At 73.6% G+C, this 21,663-nt stretch carries 21 protein-coding genes and 1 pseudogene; 14 read left to right on the forward strand and 8 right to left on the reverse strand.

The genetic code is table 11. From position 1 onward, the window contains the following. Window positions 1-21 precede the first annotated feature (21 nt). A complete protein-coding gene (locus AC5L35_RS31745) occupies window positions 22-732 on the reverse strand; it encodes a VOC family protein (RefSeq protein WP_495063419.1) in 711 nt (236 codons plus the stop codon). 95 nt (window positions 733-827) lie between these two features. On the opposite strand from AC5L35_RS31745, the gene AC5L35_RS31750 reads away from it, so the two are divergent. The 7 genes from AC5L35_RS31750 to AC5L35_RS31780 all read left to right on the forward strand — a co-directional run bounded on the left by AC5L35_RS31750 (window position 828) and on the right by AC5L35_RS31780 (window position 8,169). Continuing rightward, entirely contained in the window at window positions 828-1,430 is a 603-nt protein-coding gene (locus tag AC5L35_RS31750) for an HIT family protein (protein ID WP_495063420.1), read from the forward strand. 74 nt (window positions 1,431-1,504) lie between these two features. After that, window positions 1,505-2,158: a phosphatidylinositol phosphate synthase gene (gene pgsA / locus AC5L35_RS31755; protein ID WP_495063421.1), complete on the forward strand. Its 654-nt coding sequence runs from the start codon at window positions 1,505-1,507 to the stop codon at window positions 2,156-2,158. Next, a complete protein-coding gene (locus AC5L35_RS31760) occupies window positions 2,155-3,195 on the forward strand; it encodes a phosphatidylinositol mannoside acyltransferase (protein WP_495063422.1) in 1,041 nt (346 codons plus the stop codon). The genes pgsA and AC5L35_RS31760 overlap by 4 nt, the downstream gene beginning before the upstream one ends. A gap of 41 nt (window positions 3,196-3,236) precedes the next feature. After that, window positions 3,237-4,370 carry a glycosyltransferase family 4 protein gene (locus tag AC5L35_RS31765; RefSeq protein ID WP_495063485.1) on the forward strand — a complete coding sequence of 378 codons (1,134 nt, stop codon included), beginning with the start codon at window positions 3,237-3,239 and terminating at the stop codon, window positions 4,368-4,370. Further along, complete coding sequence (locus AC5L35_RS31770; RefSeq protein ID WP_495063423.1) at window positions 4,367-4,951, forward strand: NUDIX hydrolase; 585 nt, start codon at window positions 4,367-4,369, stop codon at window positions 4,949-4,951. The genes AC5L35_RS31765 and AC5L35_RS31770 overlap by 4 nt, the downstream gene beginning before the upstream one ends. 4 nt (window positions 4,952-4,955) lie before the next feature. Continuing rightward, window positions 4,956-5,870, forward strand: coding sequence for a pyridoxal 5'-phosphate synthase lyase subunit PdxS (gene pdxS / locus AC5L35_RS31775; protein WP_495063424.1), 915 nt, complete (start codon window positions 4,956-4,958; stop codon window positions 5,868-5,870). Window positions 5,871-6,105: 235 nt separating this feature from the next. Beyond that, window positions 6,106-8,169, forward strand: coding sequence for a glycoside hydrolase family 16 protein (locus AC5L35_RS31780; protein WP_495063425.1), 2,064 nt, complete (start codon window positions 6,106-6,108; stop codon window positions 8,167-8,169). Between the two features lie 41 nt (window positions 8,170-8,210). Here the strand turns inward: AC5L35_RS31780 and AC5L35_RS31785 are convergent, their stop codons facing one another. After that, window positions 8,211-8,765: a helix-turn-helix domain-containing protein gene (locus AC5L35_RS31785; RefSeq protein WP_495063426.1), complete on the reverse strand. Its 555-nt coding sequence runs from the start codon at window positions 8,763-8,765 to the stop codon at window positions 8,211-8,213. A gap of 102 nt (window positions 8,766-8,867) precedes the next feature. On the opposite strand from AC5L35_RS31785, the gene AC5L35_RS31790 reads away from it, so the two are divergent. The 3 genes and pseudogenes from AC5L35_RS31790 to AC5L35_RS31800 all read left to right on the forward strand — a co-directional run. Next, the gene (locus tag AC5L35_RS31790) at window positions 8,868-9,506 is read left to right on the forward strand and encodes an AzlC family ABC transporter permease (RefSeq protein WP_495063427.1); all 639 of its coding nucleotides are present in this window, start codon (window positions 8,868-8,870) and stop codon (window positions 9,504-9,506) included. After that, the gene (locus AC5L35_RS31795) at window positions 9,503-9,811 is read left to right on the forward strand and encodes an AzlD domain-containing protein (RefSeq protein ID WP_495063428.1); all 309 of its coding nucleotides are present in this window, start codon (window positions 9,503-9,505) and stop codon (window positions 9,809-9,811) included. The genes AC5L35_RS31790 and AC5L35_RS31795 overlap by 4 nt, the downstream gene beginning before the upstream one ends. A 30-nt stretch (window positions 9,812-9,841) precedes the next feature. Then, window positions 9,842-10,111, forward strand: a pseudogene (locus tag AC5L35_RS31800) (alpha/beta fold hydrolase); the annotation flags it as partial. A 303-nt stretch (window positions 10,112-10,414) separates the two neighbouring features. Here the strand turns inward: AC5L35_RS31800 and AC5L35_RS31805 are convergent. Further along, the gene (locus tag AC5L35_RS31805; RefSeq protein WP_495063429.1) at window positions 10,415-12,544 is read right to left on the reverse strand and encodes an elongation factor G-like protein EF-G2; all 2,130 of its coding nucleotides are present in this window, start codon (window positions 12,542-12,544) and stop codon (window positions 10,415-10,417) included. Between the two features lie 166 nt (window positions 12,545-12,710). Here AC5L35_RS31805 and AC5L35_RS31810 point away from each other — a divergent pair, with 166 nt between their 5' ends. The 4 genes from AC5L35_RS31810 to AC5L35_RS31825 all read left to right on the forward strand — a co-directional run bounded on the left by AC5L35_RS31810 (window position 12,711) and on the right by AC5L35_RS31825 (window position 16,606). Further along, window positions 12,711-14,105: an NAD-dependent malic enzyme gene (locus tag AC5L35_RS31810; RefSeq protein WP_495063430.1), complete on the forward strand. Its 1,395-nt coding sequence runs from the start codon at window positions 12,711-12,713 to the stop codon at window positions 14,103-14,105. A gap of 193 nt (window positions 14,106-14,298) precedes the next feature. Next, window positions 14,299-14,937 (forward strand): pyridoxal 5'-phosphate synthase glutaminase subunit PdxT, encoded by a 639-nt coding sequence (gene pdxT / locus AC5L35_RS31815; RefSeq protein WP_495063431.1) that lies wholly within the window; start codon window positions 14,299-14,301, stop codon window positions 14,935-14,937. 151 nt (window positions 14,938-15,088) lie between these two features. Beyond that, window positions 15,089-15,844, forward strand: coding sequence for a YebC/PmpR family DNA-binding transcriptional regulator (locus tag AC5L35_RS31820; RefSeq protein WP_495063432.1), 756 nt, complete (start codon window positions 15,089-15,091; stop codon window positions 15,842-15,844). 168 nt (window positions 15,845-16,012) lie between these two features. Beyond that, the gene (locus tag AC5L35_RS31825) at window positions 16,013-16,606 is read left to right on the forward strand and encodes a TerD family protein (RefSeq protein ID WP_495063433.1); all 594 of its coding nucleotides are present in this window, start codon (window positions 16,013-16,015) and stop codon (window positions 16,604-16,606) included. Window positions 16,607-16,663: 57 nt separating this feature from the next. Here AC5L35_RS31825 and AC5L35_RS31830 read toward each other — a convergent pair whose 3' ends face one another. The 5 genes from AC5L35_RS31830 to AC5L35_RS31850 are packed head-to-tail and all read right to left on the reverse strand — an operon-like array spanning window position 16,664 to window position 21,657. Further along, on the reverse strand, window positions 16,664-17,119 hold the full coding sequence (locus AC5L35_RS31830) for a tellurite resistance TerB family protein (RefSeq protein WP_495063434.1): 456 nt from the start codon (window positions 17,117-17,119) through the stop codon (window positions 16,664-16,666). Window positions 17,120-17,151: 32 nt separating this feature from the next. Then, complete coding sequence (locus AC5L35_RS31835) at window positions 17,152-18,003, reverse strand: HAD family hydrolase (RefSeq protein ID WP_495063435.1); 852 nt, start codon at window positions 18,001-18,003, stop codon at window positions 17,152-17,154. Then, window positions 18,000-19,145: a cysteine protease StiP family protein gene (locus tag AC5L35_RS31840; RefSeq protein WP_495063436.1), complete on the reverse strand. Its 1,146-nt coding sequence runs from the start codon at window positions 19,143-19,145 to the stop codon at window positions 18,000-18,002. The genes AC5L35_RS31835 and AC5L35_RS31840 overlap by 4 nt, the downstream gene beginning before the upstream one ends. Then, the gene (locus AC5L35_RS31845; protein WP_495063437.1) at window positions 19,142-20,497 is read right to left on the reverse strand and encodes a phosphoribosyltransferase family protein; all 1,356 of its coding nucleotides are present in this window, start codon (window positions 20,495-20,497) and stop codon (window positions 19,142-19,144) included. The genes AC5L35_RS31840 and AC5L35_RS31845 overlap by 4 nt, the downstream gene beginning before the upstream one ends. Continuing rightward, complete coding sequence (locus tag AC5L35_RS31850) at window positions 20,494-21,657, reverse strand: HpcH/HpaI aldolase/citrate lyase family protein (protein ID WP_495063438.1); 1,164 nt, start codon at window positions 21,655-21,657, stop codon at window positions 20,494-20,496. The genes AC5L35_RS31845 and AC5L35_RS31850 overlap by 4 nt, the downstream gene beginning before the upstream one ends. Between the last annotated feature and the right edge of the window lie 6 nt (window positions 21,658-21,663).

Below are 21,663 nucleotides of genomic sequence, written 5' to 3' on the forward strand. Positions count from 1 at the left end.
CCGGTGCCTACTGGTCCTGGCTCAGGTCTGCTGGGCCAGGATGCAGAACTCGTTGCCGGAGGGATCGGCGAACACGAGCCACGGGTGGTCGGACGGGTCGGTGAGCGGGGTGGCTCCCCGGTTCAGGATGCGTTCGACGATGTCGTGGTCCTGGGCGTCGGGGCGCACGTCGAGGTGCAGCCGGTTCTTACCGCGTTTGGGCTCGGGCTCGGGACAGAGCTCCAGCAGGGGGCCGACGCCAGACGGGTGGCGCAGCGTCATTGCCCCGGGCATCCCTGCTCGGGGCACCCAGCCGGTGATCTCCGCCCAGAACGCGGCGTCCCGGTCCGGATCAGCGCTGTCGAGTGGCAGCGCTGCGATGGGTCCGGTGTCGCGGTAGACCTCGCGGTCCTCCATCACACAGAAGGCGTTGCCTTCCGGGTCGGTGAGGACCACCCAGGGCGCTGCGCCCTGGCCGATGTCGGCGTGCTCGGCGCCGAGGTCGAGCAGTCGCTGCACGATCTCCTGCTGCCGCGCTCCGCCGGAGAGGTCGGGATGCAGGCGGGCCGGTGAGGCGGAGGGCGAGGCCACCCGCTGGAAGCACAGATCGAGGAAGGCGTCGTCGGCGAGGCGCAGCCGGGCTTCGACGAGGTCCGGCTCGTTCGTGATCTGCTCCGCGCCGAGGGCGGCCGCCCAGAACCGGCCGAGCCGGTGGGGATCGCGGGCGTCCCAGATGATGTTCTCGAGTCTCACCGGCGCCACTGTGCAGCGGGTGGGACGCCGGCGCAATCACGGGTCCTCGGTGATCACTGCGCCGAGGTTCCTGGCGGTGACATTAGGATCGGAGCATGAGCGACGCGGCCCAGCCGGGAGAGACCGACGGCCCGGCCGAGCCGGTGGTCGAGCTGCGGGACGGCGTCGGCACACCCGACGGCTTCCGCAGGCTGTGGACGCCGCACCGCATGGCCTACATCAAGGACGCCGGGGGCGACGGCTGCCCGTTCTGCCGCATCCCCGGCCTCCCCGACGAGGAGGGTCTCGTCGTCGCCCGCGGGCGCACGGTGTACGCGGTGCTGAACCTGCACCCGTACAACCCGGGACACCTCATGGTGCTGCCCTACCGGCACGTGGCCGAGCTGGAGGACCTCACCCCCGAGGAGGGGGTCGAGCTCATGACGTTCACCCAGGCGGCCGTGAAGGCGATGAAGCAGGTCGCGGCGCCGCACGCGTTCAACGTCGGGATCAACCTCGGTACCGTCGCTGGCGGCTCGCTGGCCGAGCACCTGCACCAGCACGTCGTGCCGCGCTGGGGAGGCGACGCCAACTTCATCGCGGTCGTCGGACAGACGAAGGTGATCCCGCAGCTGTTGTCGGAGACCCGGGCGCTGCTCGCGCAGGCCTGGCCGCCGGTCGGAGAGCCACAGGGAGGGGCCCCGACCGATCGGGGCTAGGCTGCAGACGGTCCAGGCGGCGGCCGGCGCGCTGCGGCCGGCCGGGCAGGACCCCGGTCGACAAGCAGGAGTCCATGCTCAACGTCCTTGCCCGCGTTCGCATCAACCGCGTGACCGACCCCATCGGCCGGTGGCTCGTCGGGCACGGCGTCGCACCCGATGTGGTCACCGTCGTCGGCACTGTCGGCACCGTGGCGGCGGCACTCTGGTTCCTGCCGCGCGACCAGCTGTTCGTCGGCACGGTGGTGGTCACCGTCTTCGTGCTGTTCGACCTCATCGACGGCGCCATGGCGCGGGCCAGGGGCCACGGCACGCCGTTCGGTGCGGTGCTCGACTCCACATGCGACCGCGTGGCCGACGGCGCGGTGTTCGCCGCGATCACCTGGTGGTGCCTCGGTGTGGGGGACCAGCGCCTCCTGGGCGTGGCGGCCCTGGTCTGCCTGGTCGCCGGCCAGATCGTCTCCTACATCAAGGCGCGCGCCGAGGGCGCCGGGCTCTCCGCGGACGGCGGCCTCGTCGAGCGGGCCGAACGGCTGATCGTCGCGCTGGTCGGCACCGGGCTGCACGGTCTCGGGGTGCCCTACGCCCTGCCCGTCGCGCTGTGCCTGCTGGCCGTGGCGTCGGTGTGGACCGTCGGGCAGCGGATCCTGGCCGTGTACCGGAGCGCGCAGGCCGCGGCGGACGAGCCCGTGGCGAGCGACTCCGCCGACCCCGGTCCGGGCCCGTGACCGCCCGGCTCGATCCGCCCCACGCCGGGACGCCGTCTCCCGCCGGGCGACCGCAGGCCGGCCCGGCACCCGGCGAGCCGGCGGCCGTGCCCCGCTTCGCCGAGCGGGTTGCGGACGCCGAGTTCGCGGCGGCCTGGCGGCTGGTGCGCGCGCTCCCGCCCGCGGCGGCGTCCGGGCTCTTCCGGTTCGGTGCCGACCTCGCCAGCCGGCGCGGCGGGGCCGGGGTGGCGCAGCTGCGGGCCAACCTGGCGCGGGTGGTCCCGGCCGCGACTCCCGCCGAGGTCGACGCGCTGGTCCGCGACGCCATGCGCAGCTACGCCCGCTACTGGTGTGAGGCGTTCCGCCTGCCGTCGATGGACCCGGCTGCCGTCCACGCCCGGATGGACCCGTTCTTCACCGGCACCGGCCCGTTCTTCGAGGCGCTGGACGCCGGGCGCGGGGTGGTCTTCGCGGTGCCGCACAGCGGCAACTGGGACGCTGCCGGCGTGTGGCTGGTGGAGGAGCTGCGCAGGCGGGGCCTGCCGGCCGGGTTCACGACCGTGGCGCAGCGGTTGCGTCCGGAGTCGCTCTACCGGCGATTCGTCGCCTACCGGGAGCTGCTCGGGTTCGAGGTCGTGGCCGCCGAGGACGCGGTCGCCGCCCACCGCGCCCTCACCCGGCGGCTGCGCGCCGGTGGCGTCGTCTGCCTGGTGGCGGAACGCGACATCACCGGCACCGGCGTGGAGGTGCAGTTCCTCGGCGAACGGGCGCGCTTCCCCACCGGCCCGGCCCGGCTCGCGGCGCTCACCGGCGCCGTTCTGATGCCGGCCTACCCGCACTTCAGGCCGGGCGGCTGGGTCGTGCCGATCGGGGAGCCGGTGCCGGTCGGTGACGGCTCACCGCTGCGCGGCGCGGGCGCCACGCGGGCCGCCGTCGCACACGCGACGCAGGCGATCGCCGATGCGTTCGGCACGCTGATCGCGCAGGCCCCGGCGGACTGGCACGCGCTGCAGCCGATCTGGACCGCCGACCACGTCGCCCGGGCGGAGACGGGATGAACGAGATGGTGCACCCGGTGTCGGCAGGCAGGCGGCCCCCACTGCGGATCGGCATCGTCTGCCCGTACTCGCTCGACGTCCCGGGCGGGGTGCAGGCCCACGTGGTCGGGCTCGCGGGCGCGCTGGAGGACCTCGGCCACAGCGTGAGCGTGCTCGCCCCCGCAGGCGACGACACGCCCGTGCCCACCTTCGTCACGCCGACCGGGCGGGCGATGGGGGTGCCCTACAACGGCTCCGTGGCGCGCGTGTCGTTCGGGCCGGTCACCTACGCACGGTCCCGGCGCTGGCTCGCCGGCAACTCCTTCGACGTGCTGCACCTGCACGAGCCCACCACGTTCAGCCTGTCGGTGCTGACCTTGTTCGCCGCCGAGGGCCCGATCGTGGCCACGTTCCACACGTCCACGGACCGGTCGCGCGCGCTGAGCGCGTTCGGCGGGATGCTGCGACCGCTGATGGAGAAGGTCACGGCCCGCATCGCGGTGTCGCCACTGGCCCGGCGCGTGCAGGTCCAGCACCTGGGCGGCGACGCCGTGGAGATCCCCAACGGGGTCGACATCCCCGCCTTCGCCGACGGGCCACTCCTGCCCGGCTATCCGCGGCCGGGCACCGTCGGTTTCCTGGGCCGGTTCGACGAGTCGCGCAAGGGGATGCCCGTGCTCCTCGACGCGCTGCGCGCGCTGGCGCCCGCGCGCCCCGACCTGCGCGTGCTGGTCGTGGGCCGGGGTGACGTCGGGGCGCTGCGGCGGGCGGCCGGACCGGTGGCCGACCGGCTCGACGTCCTCGGAGCCGTCGACGACCCCACCAAGGCGGCTGCACTGCGGTCGGTCGACGTGTTCTGCGCGCCCAACCTCGGAGGCGAGAGCTTCGGCATCGTGCTGGCGGAGGCGATGGCCGCCGGAGCGCCGGTGCTGGCGAGCGACCTCGACGCCTTCCGGGCCGTCCTGGGCGACTCCCAGGCAGGTGCCCTGTTCCCGACGGGGGACGCCGCCGCCCTCGCGGCCGCGCTCCCCGCCCTGCTGGACGACCCACCGCTGCGGGCCGCGATGTCCGCGGCCGGCCGGCTGCGGGCCGCCGACTTCGGCTGGCCCGCCGTCGCCGCATCCGTGGTGCGGGTCTACCGGGCCGCGGTGGCGGCCGACCCCCGCCGGGTCGCCGTGGGCCGGGGTGCATCGTGACCGGAGTGCTCTGGACGGCTGCCGTCGCCGGCGCACTCGTGCTGGCCTGGGTGATCCTGCTGACCGTCGTCAGGGTGCGCCGGCTGGACCGCCTGCACATGCGCACCGACGCCGCCCGTGCGGGTCTGGAGTCCGCGCTCGAACGCCGGGCCGCGGCGGCGCTGGCGGCCGCGGCGGCCACCACTGGGAAGCGGGCCGACCGGCTGCGGGCCGCGGTGGCGGCCGCCCGCGCCCCCACCGGCGACCGGGAGGCCGCGGAGAACCTGCTCGGCCGGGCGCTCGCGACCCTCGACCGGGCGGTGCTGCCCCCGGCGGTGCTGGAGGAGCTCGTCGACGCCGAACAGCTGCTCATACTGGCCCGGCGGGTGTACAACGATGCCGTGCGCGACACCCTCGGCCTGCGGTCGCGTCGGCTGGTGCGCTGGCTGCATCTCGCCGGCACCGCGCCGCTGCCGGCGTACTTCGAGATCGCCGACGCCGACGCCGGAGTGACCACCGTCGCGCCCGCCGCCAATCCGGACTTGCAGATCGTTGCTCTGAAGTACGATCGGGTGTCCGCATATCGTAGAACCGAGGGGTAGAACCGTGTCGTCCGAAACGTCCAAGACCACCGCCGGCCCAGCGCTGGGCACCGCACGCGTCAAGCGCGGGATGGCGGAGATGCTCAAGGGCGGCGTGATCATGGACGTGGTCGACGCCGACCAGGCCAAGATCGCCGAGGACGCGGGGGCCGTCGCGGTGATGGCGCTCGAGCGCGTGCCCGCCGACATCCGCGCCCAGGGCGGGGTGGCCAGGATGAGCGACCCCGACATGATCCAGGGCATCATCGACGCCGTCTCGATCCCGGTGATGGCGAAGGCTCGCATCGGCCACTTCGTCGAGGCGCAGGTGCTCCAGTCGCTCGGCGTCGACTACGTCGACGAGTCCGAGGTGCTCACCCCGGCCGACGAGGCGCACCACATCGACAAGTGGGCGTTCACCGTGCCGTTCGTCTGTGGCGCCACCAACCTCGGTGAGGCCCTGCGCCGCATCTCCGAGGGCGCGGCGATGATCCGCTCGAAGGGTGAGGCCGGCACGGGCAACGTCGTCGAGGCCACGCGGCACATGCGGTCGATCCGGTCGGAGATCCGCCGGTTGACCACGCTCGACGAGGCCGAGCTCTACGTCGCCGCGAAGGAGCTGCGGGCTCCGGTGGACCTGGTGGCGGAGGTCGCCCGCGCGGGCGAGCTGCCGGTGGTGCTCTTCACCGCGGGTGGCATCGCCACCCCCGCCGACGCGGCCATGATGCGCCAGCTCGGCGCCGAGGGCGTGTTCGTGGGCTCGGGCATCTTCAAGTCCGGCGACCCTGCGCAGCGCGCCGAGGCCATCGTCAAGGCAGCCACGTTCTTCGACGACCCCGACGTGATCGCGAAGGTCTCCCGCGGTCTGGGTGAGGCCATGGTCGGCATCAACGTCTCCGAGCTGCCCGCCGACCAGCGCTACGCCTCGCGCGGCTGGTAGGCCCGTCACCCGCTCGGGGTTCACGCGCCACCCCGTAGCGCTCGCTGCTCCATTCGTCGCCGCCGTGTCACCGGTCACCGTACCGGGACGCGGCGGCGACTTCGTTCTGTGTTGCCCGCTGCTGCCCGAAGTGGTTGTCCGCCCTACACGGTCCGGTGAATGGGGCCGACCGAGTAATCACCCGCGCCTAGGGTCGCTCGTGTCCGATATGTGACACGAGGGGTAGGTGAGGTAGATGAGGCGATACGTGACCATCGGGAGCATCGTCGTCACCACGATGCTCAGCGGCTCGATGGCGGCGATCGCGCAACCCACACCGCCTCCGCCGAAGGGCTGCGTGCCGTCCGGGCCCGGCATCGCGGCGCCGCCGGTCACCCCGGCGCCCGTCGGTCCGCCGGGGGTGCTGGCCGCCCCCGCGCCGGCGCAGAGCGGCGCGGTGATGGGCGCCGTCGGTGTGCCGCTGCTGGGCCGGTCGGAGCAGAACGGGTCGCAGCCGGCGGATGCGGGCAGGCTCGCGCAGGTCCCGGTATCCCCGACCCCCGCGCCGACCCTGGTGCTGCCGCCCTCGATCCGGCCGCTGCCGGTGACGCCGGGTCCGGTGCTGCCGACGACGGTCGCTCCGGCTCCGGCGTTGCCGCCGCCGCTGGTGCCGGGCCCGGTGCCGCCCCCGCTGCCGCCCCCGGTGCTGCCGCCGGTCACGCCGACCTCGGTGGTGCCGCTGCCTGTGCTGCCGCCGCCGCTGGTGCCGGGCCCGGTGGCGCCGACATCGGCGTTGCCGCTCCCCGTTCTGCCCAGGCCCGTGCCGCCTTCATCGGCAGTGCCGCTCCCCGTGCTGCCGCCGCTGTCGCCGACCTCGGTGCTGCCGCGCCCTGGGGTGCCGAACCCGGTGCCGCCCGTGGCGCCGACCTCGGTCCTGCCGGCACCGCTGGTGCCGCCTGGACTGCCTGCGCCCGTACCGGCGCCCGTCCAGCCCTACCCGGCACTCGCGCCGCGGTTGCCGGTCCAGCAGACGTCCGCGGTGCCCGCCCCGCTCCCCCTGCCGGCGGCGAACGTGGTGATGGTGCCGTACCCGGTGCCCTTCCCGGTGCCGGTTCCCTTCCCGATCCCGTTCCCCGTGCCGATGGTGCTGACGCCGCTGACTCCGGGTCAGGTTCCGGCGGTACCCGCCGTGCCGCCGGTGCCGGTGGCTCCGGTCCCGACGGTGCCTCCGGTCCCGAAGGTCCCGCCGCTGCCTCCGGTCCCGAAGGTGCCGCCGCTGCCTCCGGTGCCGCCGCTGCCTCCGGTCCCGAAGGTGCCCCCGCTGCCTCCGGTGCCGACCGTGCCGTTGCCACCGTTGCCGGTGCCGCTCCCTGCGCCGACGCCGATCGCCCCGCCGCTGCCGCCGCCGGGTGTCGACTGTGACCCGGGCGGCACCACCGCGGCCGCGGTGCGGGGGTGGGGCACACCGAACCGGGTGGACGAGTTCACCTCGGGTCTCGGCCCCAACTGGGAGCTCTACGACGGCCCGGGCCACGGGGGCAACGGGCGGCGCACGCCATCGGCGGTGACCGTCCAGAACGGGGTGCTGACCATCACCGGCGACTCCCAGGGCAACACCGAGGGCATGGCGTGGAACCCGGGCCAGATGTACGGCCGCTGGGAGGGCAGGGTGCGCGCCCCGGCCTCGGACGAGTCGTACAACGCGCTGATGCTGCTCTGGCCGGACGCGGAGAACTTCCCGGTGGGCGGAGAGATCGACTTCATGGAGATGATGGACCACACCCGCCAGACCACGGACTTCTTCCTGCACTACGGCCCGAACAACAACCAGGTGCACGGCCAGGTGCGGATCGACGGGACCCAGTGGCACAACTGGGCCGTCGAGTGGACACCGACCCACGTCGCCGCCTTCGTGGACGGCAGGGAGTGGTACCGGACCACGGACAGGAGCATCCTCCCGCCGGGCCCCATGCACCTGTGCATCCAGCTCGACTGGTTCCCGGGCAGCGGTTCCGGCCCGGTCCAGGAGTCCTCCATGCAGGTGGACTGGGTGAAGCAGTACACGCTGCCCCTCGACGAGCTGGTGAGCGGCCTCGTCCAGGACCCCAAACGGACCCCCGAGAAGGTGCTCACTCCGGGCCAGGCGAAGGACGTGACCCAGGGTGTCGGGCCGGCGGCGGGCCGGTTGACCAGCTCGACCAGGGACCAGTCCGGGAGACCGGGTCTCGTCCGGGACACGGTCCGCACGCTGACCGAGGGCGCCCCGGACGCGCCCCCGGCCCGTCATGACCCGGCCGGGAACACCGGGGGCGGCGGCTGACAGGAGGGCGGAGCGGCGGCCGCGGTGCTGGTGATGGAGTACTACACGTACTCCATCACCAGCACCGCGGCGCTCCGCGGCTCGAGGGCCTCGTAGAGGTGTGCGCGGTCGCCGGGGAAGCGGGCGTAGTCACCCGGACCGAGCTCGACCTGCGCCTCGACCGGACCGGCGCGCCAGCGTCCGGCCGTGACGAGCAGGTGTTCGGTGGTGCCGGGGATGTGGGCGTGCACCTTGCGGGCCGGGCCGGGCTCGGCCGCGATGACGTGCAGGTCGCGCCGGGCGCCGGGTGGACAGGCGGCCAGCAGGGTGCCGGTGAAGGGGGAATGCTCGGACGGGATGGCCAGGCCCTCGCCGGCCCGCAGCACGTGGACGGGGGCCTCCGGTGGGTCCACCAGGCGGCTGAAGGGGATCTCGAGCACCACGGCGAGCGCCCAGAGGGTCTCGACGCTGGGGTTGCCCGCCCCCGCCTCGAGCTGGGAGACCGTCGACTTCGCGATGCCTGCCCGGCGGGCGAGCTCGGACGAGGAGAGGCCGTGTCGCTCCCGCTCCCGGCGGAGCGCGGCGGCGATCGTCGCCAGCGGTGCCGTTCGATCCATCAGTATCCTCGTTCGGCTTGACGAACGGTTGAGGTTCCGTTCACTCTATCGGTCATGCGTTCGCTACGTCGAACAATAGACCGCGACGACCTACGGGATGCCATGGCCCTGGCGGCCGCCGTCGGCGTGGTGGGTGCCTCGTTCGGCGCGCTGGCTGCCGCGGCCGACGTGCCGGTGGTGCTGGCCATGGCGCTGTCGCTGCTGGTGTTCGCGGGCGGCGCCCAGTTCCTCGTGGTGGCCGTGGTGGCTGCGGGCGGCGGCGCCATCGCCGCCGTGGCCGCCGGGCTGCTGCTCAACGCGCGGCACGTGCCGTTCGGGCTGGCCGTGGGCGGCAACATCGCCGACGGCTGGCCGGCGCGGCTGCTCGGAACGCACCTCATGGTCGATGAGAGCGTGGCGTTCTCCCGGGCCCGGGGCGGTGGCCCGCGGGCCCGCACCGCGTACTGGCTCTGCGGCTCACTGCTCTTCGTCTTCTGGAACGTGGGAACCGTGGTCGGGGTGCTGGCGGGCGGCGCCGTCCCGGACCCGGACACCTTCGGGGTGGATGCCGCCTTCCCCGCCGCGCTGCTGGCTCTGCTGCTGCCGTCGCTGCGCCGGGTCGACGCGCGCCGGGTGGGGCTGCTGGCCGCCGCGGCGGCGCTGGTGGCGACGCCGCTGCTGCCGCCAGGGGTGCCGGTGCTCGCCGGCCTGCTCGGTCTGGTCGTCGCGCGGCTGCCGGGCGACCGGCGGGAGGCGGCGTGAACTGGCCTGCCGTCCTGGTCCTCGCCGCCGGCACCTACCTGCTGCGCCTCGCGGGCATCGTCCTGCGCGACCGGGTGCGCATCTCCTCGCGGGTGGAGCGCTACGTCGACCTCGGGGCCACCGCGCTGCTCGTCGCTCTGGTGGCGACGGCCGCGCTGACCGACGGCACCGGGTTCGCCGGCTGGGCCCGGCCCGCCGGTGTCGCCGTTGGTGCGCTCGCCGCGTGGCGCAAGGTCCCGTTCGTGCTGGTCGTGGTCCTGGCGGCGGCCACCACAGCGGGGCTGCGGTACCTCGGCGTGCCGTGACGACAGTCAGCCGACAGCGGGAAGAGCTCCCATCCGGACTCGGTGGACGCCTACACGATCATGCATCTGGTCGCCGACGCCGTGGGGCTCATCGACGACGCCGGGGCGCAGGAGGCCGTGGTGGTCGGCCACGACTGGGGCGCGACCGTCGCATGGAACCTCGCCCTCATGCGTCCCGACCTCGTGCGGGGCGTCGTCGGTCTCAGCGTGCCGCCGCGTCCGCGTGGCTCAGGTCCTGCCGTCCGCCGGATGCAGGAGATCTACGAGGGCCGCTTCTACACCGGCTACTTCGAGCAGTAGGGAGTCGCCGATCGCGAGTTCGGTCGCGACGTGCGGACGAGCCTGCGCCGGTTCTTCCATGCGCTCAGCGGCGACAACCCCGAGAACCCGCAGCTTCTGCTCGTGCCGCACGGTGGCGGCCTCCTGGACGGCATGCAGGAGCCCCACGAGAGCCCGGGAGTGGCTGAGCGAGGACGACCTCGACGCAATCGGTCGCGTGCATCCCGGCCTCCGCGAGCCGGTGATCCTTCCGGGCTGCGGTCACTGGACACAGCAGGAACGCCCCGACGAGGTCACCGCTGAGCTGCTGGGCTTCCTGCGGGGTCAGCCCGGTGCCACGTCGTAACGGGCGGACCGGCGGGTGAACGTCGCCGCGCCGCTCGTCATCGCGCGCAGGTCGACGGCGTACCGGCACAGCTCTGTGCAGGGCACCTCGGCCCGCACGAGTGACCGGCCCGGGCCGGCGAGGTCGGTGCCGAGCACCCGTCCGCGCCTGCCGGAGAGGTCTCCGAGCACGGCTCCGAGGTGCTCGTCCGGTACCCGCACCGTCACCTCGTCGTAGGGCTCGAGGACCTGCACGCCGCAGGCCTCCGCCGCCTCCCGCAGAGCGATCGCGCCCGCGGTCTGGAACGCGGCGTCCGAGGAGTCGACGCTGTGCGCCTTGCCGTCCACCAGGGTGGCGCGGAAGTCGACGACCGGATGGTGGTCGTCGGTCAGCCCGCGCGCGGCCTGGGCCCGCACCCCCTTCTCGACGCTCGGGATGAACTGGTGGGGGACCGAGCCGCCGAAGATCTTGTCGACGAACTCGATGCCCGCCCCGCGCGGCAGCGGCTCGAACTCGATGTGGCAGACGGCGTACTGGCCGTGGCCACCGGACTGCTTCACGTGGCGTCCGGTCACCCGGGCAGGCGCGGACAGGGTGGTGCGCAGCGGGATGCGCACCGGTTCGGTGTCGACGTCGGCTCCACCGGCGCGCAGCCGCGACAGCACGACGTCGGCATGGGCCTCACCCATGCACCACAGCACCGTCTGGTGGGTCTCCTGGTTGCGCTCCAGGTGCAGCGTCGGGTCGGCTGCGACGATCTTCCCGAGCGTCTTGACCAGGGCGTCCTCGTCCCCCCGGGTACGGGCGGCCACCGCGACGGGCAGGAGCGGGCGGGGCAGGTCCCAGCAGGAGAGCAGCAGCGGGTGCTCGGCGGCCGACACCGTGTCCCCGGTCTCGGCGGTCCCGAGCTTGGTGAGGGCGCAGATGTCGCCTGCCACGCAGGCCTGTACCTCGCGCAGGGCCGCGCCGAGCGGGGCGTAGACGTGCGCGAGGCGCTCGTCGGCGTCGTGCCCGTCGTGCCCGCCCGAGCCCGCGCCGTTGGTCTTCCCGTCCCGCTGGGTCGGGATGCTCACGTGGTGTCCGCTCACGTGCACTGTCGACTCCGGGCGCAGTGTCCCGGAGAAGACCCGCACCAGGGAGACGCGCCCCACGTAGGGGTCGGCGGAGGTCCGCACGATCTCGGCGGCGAGCGGACCGTCGGGATCGGCCGTGAGCGGCGGGTGCGTCGCGCCCTCGATACCGCTGACGGGCGGGAGGGGGCGCTCCAGCGGCGAGGGGAAGCCGCCGATGAGCACTTCGAGGAGCGCGTCGAGCCCGGTCCCGCTGCTCGCGCAGACCGGGATCACCGGGTGGAACGACCCTCGGCAGACGGCGGTCTCGAGGTCGTCGATGAGCGTGCTGACGTCCAGTTCCTCGCCGTCGAGGTAGCGCTCCATGAGCGACTCGTCCTCGGACTGCTCGATGATGCCCTCGACCAGTTCGCCGCGGGCGTCCTCGGCGCCGGGCGGGGCCTGTCCCGGGGGCGATTCCGAGAGCAGGCCGTAGAGGCCGGTGAGCCGGTCCCCGTCGCGGATGGGCAGGTAGAGCGGGGCGACACCGCCGCCGAACGCCTCCTGGCACGCGGCGATCGTGGCTTCCAGGTCGGCGCGGGCGTGGTCGCAGCGGGCGACCACCACGGCACGGGGCATGCCGACGGCGGCACATTCCTCCCACTGCGCGACGGCAGCGGGGTCGATCGTGCCCTCGCGCCCCTCGTTGGCCGGCACGACGAACAGCGCGGCGTCGGCGGCGCGCAACCCGGCGCGCAGCTCACCGACGAAGTCCCCGTAGCCGGGGGTGTCGATCAGGTTGATCTTGGTGTCCTCGTGCAGCAGGGGAGCCACGGAGAGCGCGACCGACCGCTGCTGCCGGACTGCCGCCGGGTCGTGGTCGCACACCGTTGTGCCTTCCACCACAGCGCCGGGCCGGGGTATCGCGGCGGTGTGGGCGAGCAGCGCTTCGACCAATGTCGTCTTCCCCGACCCCGACGGCCCGACGAGAACCACGTTCCGTACCCGGGACGGGTCGCTGACGGTCGGAACCGGTGCCCGGTTTCCGCTCCGCTGCCCGGCTTCTGCTCTGACGGCCATGGGGGACCACCTCCGCGGCACTGCGTCGACGTCCGAAGCTGACGTGTGCGCCATCTCACACCCGACCTCGGGTGGTCACAACCCCTCTCGACGCATCGGGCCGGGATCGCCGTGACGGGGCCCCGGCCCGGACCGGCCCCGTCCGCACCGGCGGTAGTGTTCTGGGGTGCCAGTTCCCGGTCCCGGATACGCCATTACCGCGCGCGTCGAGGCGCCCGCCTCCGCCAGTGCCGCAGGCGACATCACGATGGCGGTCGGCCGCGTCGGCGGCGTCGTCACCGCATTCGACGTGGTGGAGTCGCACACCCGGACGCTCATCGTCGACATCAGCTGCAACGCCCTGAACGAGGCACACGCCAGCGAGATCACCGCGGCGCTCGAAGCGCTGCCGGGCGTGCGGGTACGGAAGGTCTCCGACCGCACGTTCCTCCTGCACCTCGGGGGCAAGCTGAGCGTCGAGTCGAAGGTCAGCCTGCGCAACCGCGACGACCTCTCGCGTGCCTACACGCCCGGCGTAGCCCGGGTCTGCCAGGCCATCGCGGCCAACCCCGCCGACGCGAGACGCCTCACGATCAAGCGCAACACCGTCGCCGTCGTCACCGACGGCTCCGCGGTGCTCGGCCTCGGCAACCTCGGTGCCGCCGCCGCGATGCCGGTGATGGAGGGCAAGGCGGCGCTGTTCAAGCGCTTCGCCGGCGTCGACGCCTGGCCGGTCTGCCTGGACACCCAGGACACCGAGGAGATCATCCGGACCGTCCAGATCCTCGCCCCGGCCTACGGCGGCATCAACCTCGAGGACATCGCGGCGCCGCGCTGCTTCGAGATCGAGGCCCGGCTGCGCGAGATGCTCGACATCCCGGTCTTCCACGACGACCAGCACGGCACGGCGGTGGTCGTGCTCGGCGCGCTGCGCAACGCGCTGCGCGTGGTGGGCAAGAAGCTCTCGGACTGCAAGGTCGTGGTCTGCGGGGTCGGCGCGGCCGGCTCGGCGATCATCCGGCTGCTGCGCTCCAGCATGCCCGGCGACGTGCTGGCCGTCGACATCGACGGCATCGTCCACCCGGGGCGCGACGGGCTCGACGACAACCTGCGCTGGATCGCCGACCACACCAACGAGGCGCGCGTGTCCGGCTCCCTGGCCGACGCCCTCGTCGACACCGACGTGTTCATCGGGGTGTCCGCGCCCAACCTGTTCGGTGCCGAGGAGCTCGCCACGATGGCTCCCGACTCCATCGTGTTCGCGCTGGCCAACCCCGACCCCGAGGTCGACCCGGCCATCGCCACGGCCCACGCCGCCGTGGTGGCCACCGGCCGTTCGGACTACCCCAACCAGATCAACAACGTCCTCGCGTTCCCCGGGGTGTTCCGGGGTCTGCTGGACGCCCAGGCGCGCGACATCACCGACGCCATGCTGCTGGCCGCCTCGGCCGCGATCGCCGACGTGGTCGCCGAGCCGAACCCGTCCTTCATCGTGCCGAGCGTCTTCGACGCCGCAGTCGCCCCCGCGGTCGCGGAAGCCGTCCGCTCCGCCACGGGGCGGCAGGACGTGGCCCCGGTCTGACCGCCGCCCCGACCCCGCGAGTCGCCCGTTTCGTGCGGGTGAGTCGCCCGGAATCCGCGGGGTGGGGGTGGGCAGTCGCGGTCAACCGCACGTGATCGCCCTTGGCGGGGCGATCACGTGCGTCTCGTGGTGATCACCACCTGGCCGTCGGTGGGCGGGGCCGGGGGACGTGGGGGCGACTACGCTGGTCACCGTGGTTCCCGTGATCGGTGTGCTCGCTCTACAGGGTGACGTCCGCGAGCACCTGGCCGCCGTGACGGCCTGTGGTGACGTCCGTGGTGTCGCGGTGCGGCGTCCGTCGGAGCTCGACGCTGTCGACGCGCTGGTGATCCCCGGCGGGGAGTCGACCACGATGAGCAGGCTGCTGGAGGTCTTCGACCTGCTCGACCCGCTGCGCGAGCGGATCGCCGCCGGGATGCCGGCCTACGGGTCGTGCGCCGGGATGATCCTGCTCGCCCGCGAGGTGCTGGACGGGCGTCCCGACCAGCAGCAGGTCGGCGGCCTGGACGTCGTGGTGCGGCGCAACGCGTTCGGCCGCCAGGTCGACTCCTTCGAGACCGACCTGCGCTTCCGGGGTCTGCTGGGCGACCCGATGCGCGCGGTGTTCATCAGGGCGCCGTGGGTCGAGTCCACGGGGCCGGGGGTGGAGGTGCTCGCCACCGTCCCGCGGTTGACGATCACCGGCGCCGATGCGGGGCCGGCGGCCGGGCGGGCGGTCGCGGTGCGGCAGGGGTCGGTGATCGCCACGGCGTTCCACCCGGAGCTCACCGGTGATCTGCGGGTGCACGGGCTGTTCTGCGACCTCGTGAAGGAGAGCGCGCGGGCGGCGTGAGGTGGCGGTGCCGCCGGCCGTCCGAGCGGGTCGGTAGAATCGCCACGATCAGGCAGAGGTCGGTGTCATCCGGTCCGCACGGCAGGAGGCCGGCGACGGACGTCCGGGTCCCGGCAGGTGAGCATGAGCTGGGAAAGGACGGCGAAACTCGATGAGCGGCCACTCCAAGTGGGCGACGACCAAGCACAAGAAGGCCGTCATCGATGCCCGGCGCGGCAAGATGTTCGCCAAGCTGATCAAGAACATCGAGGTGGCTGCGCGCACGGGCGGCGGTGACCCGGACGGTAACCCCACGCTCTTCGACGCCATCCAGAAGGCCAAGAAGAGCTCGGTGCCCAACGACAACATCGACCGCGCCGTCAAGCGCGGCTCGGGTGCTGACGCCGGTGGTGCCGACTACCAGACGATCACCTACGAGGGCTACGGCCCCAACGGTGTCGCGGTGCTCATCGAGTGCCTCACCGACAACCGCAACCGCGCCGCCACCGAGGTGCGCACGGCGATGACGCGCAACGGTGGCGCGATGGCCGACCCCGGCTCCGTGGCGTACCTCTTCACGCGCAAGGGCGTGGTGATCGTCCCGAAGGCGGGCGAGCTCACCGAGGACGACCTGCTGCTCGCCGTGCTCGACGCCGGCGCCGAGGAGGTCAACGACCTCGGGGAGAGCTTCGAGGTGGTGTCCGAGGCGGGCGACCTGATCCCGGTGCGCACGGCGCTGCAGGAGGCGAGCATCGACTACGACTCGGCCGACCCCACCTTCCTGCCGTCGATGTCCGTGCCGCTCGACGCCGAGGCGGCCAAGAAGGTGTTCCGGCTGATCGACGCGCTCGAGGACAGCGACGAGGTGCAGAACGTCTACGCCAACTTCGACGTCTCCGACGAGGTTCTCGAAGAGGTCAACGCCTAGCTCCTGAGTTCCTGCGAACGGCACCTTCGCCCCGGCCACCCGGGGGAGGGTGCCGTTTCGTTTCCGCGGGGCCGGCGCCCCGGGGCACTCCGATTTCGGGCACTATGGACGAATCACCCCGATCGGACGCGTGCCGTGTCACGGCGTCCGATCGCTCCCCGTGTGCCGATGAACGGAGTACGTGTGTCGATCAACCTGACCAAGGGTCAGAAGGTTTCGCTCGCCAAACGCGACGGTGGCAGCCTGAGCGTGGTCCGGATGGGGCTGGGCTGGGACGCGGTGAAGAAGCGCGGCCTGTTCGGCTCCAAGTCGCAGCAGATCGACCTGGACGCCTCCGCGCTGCTCTTCGACGCGCGCGGCGACCTGGTCGACGCGGTGTGGTTCCGGCAGCTGCGCAGCCAGGACGGCTCGGTGCAGCACACGGGCGACAACCAGACCGGCGCCGGGGACGGCGACGACGAGACGATCCTGGTGGATCTCGCGCGGCTTCCGGCCTCGATCACCCAGATCGCGTTCGTGGTCAGCTCGTTCACCGGGCAGGACTTCTCGCAGATCGAGAACGCCTTCTGCCGGCTCGTCGACCAGACCACGGGCGACGAGCTGGCCCGTTTCGTGCTGTCGGGCTCCGGGCAGCACAACGCCCAGATCATGGCCAAGGTGGGCCGGGGTGACGGCGGCGGCTGGACGATGACGGCGATCGGGGCCGTGGCCACCGGGCGCACGTTCCAGGAGCTGCTGCCGGCTACGGCCGCCCACATCTGAGGATTTCGCCGTGCAGGACGGGCTCCCCGGCGCATCGCGCCGGGGAGCCCGTTGTTGCTACAGATCGAACTCCGAGGGCGCCACGCCGACGGCGTTGCACGACTCGCGGACGGCCTGCCTCTCGTTCTCGTCGAAGTCGCCGTCGGACCCGCCGACGATGATGCCGACCTGGATCACGGCGCGGGCGGCGTCCGGCTTCCCCTTCAGCTTCGACAGGGCCTGGATCGCCTCGACCTTGCCGAAGTCGTAGTCGCTCTCGAGCTTGCCGGCGAAGTGGTTGAACCTCTCCAGCAGCTCGGTGGCCGAGAAGATCGACAGAACGTCGTTGCTCGTGATGAAGCCCGCCGTCTTGCGGCGCTCCTCCCCGCTGATGGTGCCGTCGGCTGCGGCGATGAGTGCGCACACGGCCATGCTCGCGTCGGCGAACTCCTTGTTCTTGTGCTTGCCGACCTGCGTCTTCGCCTGCGAGGTCATGTCGAGCGCACGTTCCTTGAGTTGGTCCCACAGCGCCATGAAGCGTTTCCTCCTGTTGTTCTTCGGTGTGATCAGGGCCTGCCGGAGCCGGACAGGACGAACGCTCCGGCCCGTTCGGACAGCCAGGCCAGCAGCTCGGCCCCTGCCGCGGCTCCGGTGGCGGTGGTGACGGCCAGGTGCGGCCGGGTGAAGCCGGTGGCGGCGAGCTCGCCGTGGGCCGGGCGGACCGCGAGGTCGGCCGCGTCGAGCAGGTCGGCGTCGAGCAGTGAGTCGCCTGCGGCGAGCAGGTGGGTGCCGCCCGACCGGGCGAGCACCTCGGCAGCGGCCGCCGACTTCGTCAGGCCGGCAGGCACCGCGTAGACCTTGCGGCCCTGCAACGACACCGTCCAGCCGCGGGGGGCGCACCAGTCGGCGAGCGCCTCCACCCAGCCGGTGGGCAGGGCGGCCCGGTCCACCACGGCGTAGCAGAACAGCTCGCTCGCCGTGCGCAGCCTCAGGACGAACGGGCCGCCGCGGGCCCGCATGTGGGCCTCGACCTCGGCGGGCGGCGCGCACCCCGCGAGCCGGGTGCGCACGGCGGCGTTCCAGCCGGGGTCGATCTCGCCGTCGACGAGCAGGTGGCCGCCGTTGCTGGCGATCGCGAAGCGGGCGGGCGGCCCGGGCAGGTGGACGCGGGCGAGCTGCTCGGGTGTGCGCGTGGTGGTCGGGACGACGACGGCCGCGCCCTGCAGCGCGCGGAAGGCGTGGACGGCCTCCTCGGTCATGAACGACTGCGGGACGCCCGCGAGGACCTCGACGCACAGCAGCCGTGGGGCGTGCTGGTCGGGCATGCGGAGGTCGAGGGCGGCGGCCGAGTAGATGGTGGTGCGGTCGAGGTCGAGGCAGGCGACCGGACGGGCGACCGTGATCGCTCCGGCCGTCACGGCGCCGCCGTCCGTGCGCCGGTGGTGCGGCGGAGGACGGGACGGCGGGCGTGCCGGGGGCGGATCAACCCCACGCAGCTGTAGGGCAGGTCGGCCACCTCCTCGACCGGAACGCCGCGGCGCTGCGCCAGCAGCCGGATGTGCGCGAGGTCGGCGGCGGGCGCCCCGGCGCGCACCAGCACCCGCCACGGCACCCGGCGCAGCAGCACCCGGGTGGTCTCGCCGACCCCGGGCTTCACGAGGTTGACGTCGCCGACGTCGTAGGCCTGGGTGATCCGTTCGACGGCTCGCCTGCCTGCGCCGTCGGCGACCCGGTCGGACGGCGGCGTGGTGTCGTGGACGCCGGCGAACTTCGTGGTGACGGCGCTGATGAAGCCGGTGGAGACGTCGGACCGCGCGAGGTGCGTATAGAACTTCGCCCCGTGGTACTGGTGGGGCCCGAGCAGGCGCGGGTTCAGCACGGTGCGGGAGACGAGCCCCGACACCGTCGAGTTCAGGCAGGCGGACGCGATCAGCCAGTCCTCCCGCGTGCCGAACGTGGTGGTGCAGCGGCCGGGGTCGGCGAGCACCGCGAGGTCGGGGTCGAAGCGCGCCCCGGTGTCGCGTTCGTGCTCGGCCACGGCCTCCGCGAGCTCCCGGGTGATCGCGCCCTTGCCCGTCCAGCCGTCCACGAACACCACCCGGGACGGGTCGTGGTGCTCGGCGAGGTGGCGCAGCGCGAGCCGGTCGATGCCCCGCCCGCGGACGATGGAGACGGCGTAGTGCGGCAGGTCCAGCCCGTGGGCCCACGCCGCCCAGCGGCGCATCAGCACACCGACCGGGGTGCCTCCGCGGGCGAGGGAGGCCAGCACCACGTCGGGCCCGCGTTCGCGGAGCACCAGTTCGGTGACCGTGCCGACGGCCTGCGCCAGCCGGGGAGCGGTGGCGGCGAGCGCCGCGCGGTACAGCGCGAGGTAGCTCGCATCCGGGAGGTACTCGTGCGGGAGCGACTCGGCGTAGTGGCTCCCGCCGCTCTGGACGGCCTCCTCGCGCTCCTCCGTGGGAGCCTCCAGCGCCACGCCGGACAGGTCGGTGAGCAGCCACGCCACGTCGTCGGGGGCGTAGCTGCCGAAGTGCGGGCCGCGCAGCGGAGCGGGGGTCACGGCGTGATCACCAGGCTCGTCCGTCGCGTGTGCGGGGCGAGCGCCGGGAGGAGCCCGGACCGCAGGGCGGCCGTGTCGGCGGGTGGGTCGACGACGACGAGGACGTGGTCCCATGCGCCGTCCCCGACGTTGTAGGCGAAGCGGGGCCCCGGTCCGTCGGCGGGATCGTCGTGGGCCGGGAACGTGATCCCGCTGGTGAGGGCGTACCCCTCGGCCGCGACGACGACGGCGGGCGAGCGCGTGGTGCTGGAGAACGCCACGTGATGGCCCGCGTCGGCGAGGGTCTGGGCGAGCCGCAGGGGGAGATGCATCAGTTCCTCGGTGCCGAGCACCAGCGTCCGCTCTCCGGGCACCAGCCCGGCCGCGCGGGCCAGACCGGCGCCGAGGCGGGGCAGTGCGTCCGTGAGCTGTCGGTGGTCGTGGGCCGTGAACCCGTGCCGGGCACCGGCCGGCACGCCGGCGGGCCAGCCGAGGTCGGCGAGCACCAGCGTCGGCACCTGCGGTGCACCGCCGGGCAGGATCGGTGACGGCGGGAGCGCGTCACCGAGCTCGGCGCGCAGGGCGGCCGCGCGGTCGGTGAGGTCGGCGGGCAGCTCGATCGCGGCACGGGCGAGCGAGACGACGTCCAGCCGGGCGCCCAGAGCCGCCATGCCGTCGACCAGCTCGTTCCCGGCGGGCCGGACGTCCACGAGCGCCGCCACGACGTAGTGCTCGCGCGGGGCCGTGCGGTGCAGCGCGGTGATCGTGTTCAGCGCGGTGCGCCCGGTGCTCAGCTCGTCGTCCACGAGCACGAGCGGCCGCCCGCTGTGCAGGAGAGCGGGGTCGGCGGGCAGCAGCAGGTGGTGGGTGGCGTGCGAGTGGTCCTCGGTGAAGCCGCCCGCGACGGCGTACCCGGGCACCGGCCGGCGCGTGGAGTGCAGGCAGGCGGCACCGCCCAGCCCTTCGGCGACGCAGTGGGCCAGCGCGGTGGCCGTCTCGGCGAAGCCGAGGACGAGCGCGCCGGGGTCCGTCCCGATGGCCCGCTCGGCGTCGCCGTGCAGCGTGGCCGCTGCCGCACGGTCGCCCCGGACGGCGGCGTGCAGCGTCGCCACGGGCAACGGCCGCGGCGGCTTCCCGGCCAGCGTGTCGGCCACCAGCCCGCCCAGCAGCAGCCCGGCGGCGCGGACCAGCCGGGGATCGGTGGGGACGTGCTTGCCGAGCACCCGCGACACGAGCAGCTGCGCCCTCCGCGGGTTGCGCCGCAGCGCCAGGCCCAGCAGCACGGCGGGATCGGCGCCCGCGCCGACGGTGCGCAGCCGGATGCCGAGCCGCGCGGCCAGGGGCGCGCGCCGCTCGCTCGCGATGCCGGTCATCGCGGCAGGCTCGCAGCCAGCAGGTCGACGAAGGAGACGTCGTCGGCGGCCACCCCGAACGCCCGCGCCCGCAGCATCGTCCGCCGGGCCCACGCGGTGTGCGGGCCGATCTCGTTCATCTTGTTGCGGTGACCGGACGCCAGCACGCCGCCCGCCCGGTCCGCCCGGAGCACGTCGGAGGCGTCCCGGTGCTCCTCGCTCGTGACCACGGACAGCGCGTGGACCACGGCGACGTGGCTCGGGTGGATCGCGGTCTTGCCGGTGAGGCCGTTGGCCCGGTCGAGCGACACCTCGCGGATGAGCCCGTCGATCGCCCGGCCCACGAGCCGGCCGCGCAGCTCCCGCTCATTGTGCTCGGCGAACGGGGAGGAGCGCAGCTGCGGCTTGAAGATCCGCTCGACGCCGGAGTAGTACTCCCACACCGGCCCGGTGACGGTGAAGCCGCTGCCGTCGGCCCGGCCCAGGACGTTGACGACGTCGGAGATGAGGCTGCTCACCACCTTGACGTCGTAGATCGACAGGTCCGGCGAGCGGCGCAGGCCGTACAGGGCGCACAGATCGGTGGCGCCCAGGCGCACCGCCAGTATCCGGCGCCGGTCGCGGTGCAGGAGCGCGCGCAGCCGTGTCAGCTCGTCGACGCGGGTCTCGGCGTAGAGCACGGCCCCCGACTCGATCACGGGCATCGCCAGCAGCGTCGTGCCGGCCATGCGGTCGGCGTCGTCGATGGCGTGCAGGTACTCGGTGCCGCTGGCCGCGGTGAACTTCGGCATCACGAACCCGTCGAGCACCGCGGCGGCAGGCCCGAGCCGCGCCACCAGCGCGGGGATCTGCGCCGCGCCCCGGACCCGGACGAAGAGCAGCGGCGGCTCGGTCTGCGGCTGCTCGTGCAGGTCGCGCAGCGTCGCGACCAGGTTGGCCTCGCCCTCGGCCACCTCGTCGTCGGCGATGGAGTCCTCCAGGCAGACGACCACCGACGTGACACCGGCGGCCGCCTGCTTGGTGATGTCGGCGGTGAGGGCCGGCCGGGTGGCCGGCATGTAGAGCGTGGCGCCGAGCGCCACCGAGAGCAGGTCCCGGCCGCTGTCGCGGTGGAACGGCTCCGGTGGCGTCTCGAACAGGGCGCCCGTCTCGGACGCGCTCAGGTAGGCGAAGTGCCGCACGGTGCG

The organism is Pseudonocardia sp. OZ21, from assembly GCF_059359135.1.